This window comes from Mesorhizobium alhagi CCNWXJ12-2 (assembly GCF_000236565.1).
In the GTDB taxonomy this organism is placed as follows: domain Bacteria; phylum Pseudomonadota; class Alphaproteobacteria; order Rhizobiales; family Rhizobiaceae; genus Allomesorhizobium; species Allomesorhizobium alhagi.
The window spans coordinates 1-1,087 of sequence record NZ_AHAM01000361.1 but is presented as its reverse complement, the minus strand read 5'-3'; the positions used below and the strand labels follow the sequence as shown (position 1 = coordinate 1,087).

General features: G+C 68.5%; 1 protein-coding gene. It reads right to left on the bottom strand.

Translation table 11 applies throughout. The features are described from left to right. A partial coding sequence (locus MAXJ12_RS34155; protein WP_040589784.1) for a DUF1403 family protein occupies positions 1-1,017 on the bottom strand: 1,017 nt, incomplete at its 3' end. Between the last annotated feature and the right edge of the window lie 70 nt (positions 1,018-1,087).

Here is a 1,087-nt window from a genome sequence, read left to right as displayed (position 1 = left end):
CCCATAGATGCGGAAGGTCGATCGGCCTGACAATTCGCGCACGGCGCCGAGTTCAACCAGCCGGTCGAACAGGCGGCGCAGCCCACGGTCGCTCATGCCGGCGATCTGTTCGGATGCGACGATCGCGTCGTTGGACAGCAGCTTTTCGACGACCACGGCCGCCGCCTTGGCCCGGAGTTTTGGCGCCACGGCAAGCAGTTTTTCCGCGCGGCGGTGAAACTCGGCCGACAAATCGATGGCGCGTAGCGCGGCGCGCGCCTGCGCGGCAAGCAGACTTTTGGCACGCTCGGCATTTGTCTCAACGCCTGTCGCCACAGAGCTGGCTGCCGATCGGCGCGGGCGGGCGCCTGTGCCCAAGGCTGCCTCGGGGCCCAGCAGCGGCACCGCGTGTACCCAACCCAGCCGTTGCGCCAGCAGCGCGTCGGCGAGCCAGGCTCCAAGGACGCGCCCCAAGCCGTGGCGTTCGGCCATCGCGATGGCGCCGGTCATTATTCCCACCGTCCCGTCAGTGGCGGCGAGCTGCCGGACATCGTCCGTCAGGTCGCTGACCACCTCATCATCCGGGCCGTAGCCGAACTCTTCCAGGACGGCGGCGAGGTTTTTCTTCGTCAGCAGTTTCTCCGCAGGCGTGCCGGCCAGCCGGCGCCAGGCAAGGAGCAAGAGACCGGCGGGACCGACAGACAAAAAATCGCCCGGCCGCGTGAGCAGCACGGCATCGCGCAGCGCATTTTCATCCTCGACACGCCCCGCCTGCCGCGCCGTTACCGCGGCCGCGGCGAGCGCCAGCCGCTGCCGCCAGGCACCGGCCCACCGCTCCTGCCGGCGCACCACCGCGTCGAGCGCGCCGATGGCGGCGCCGGCAACGAGCGCCATGTCTTCAATGTCTTTGCCCGCAACGCCTTGCGCATCGGGGACGGCGCGCCGCAGCCAAGTCGGGACGAGGACCGCCGACGTGGCAGTTGTCGCTCCAGGGAGCGAGCCCGGGTGGCGGGAAAGAGATTTGGGCCGCAGAATCATCACAAGGAGCATGAATCAGTGCGGCGCTTATTGCAACCGGATCGGCAAAAAACCGCCGCGCCTGTCGTGG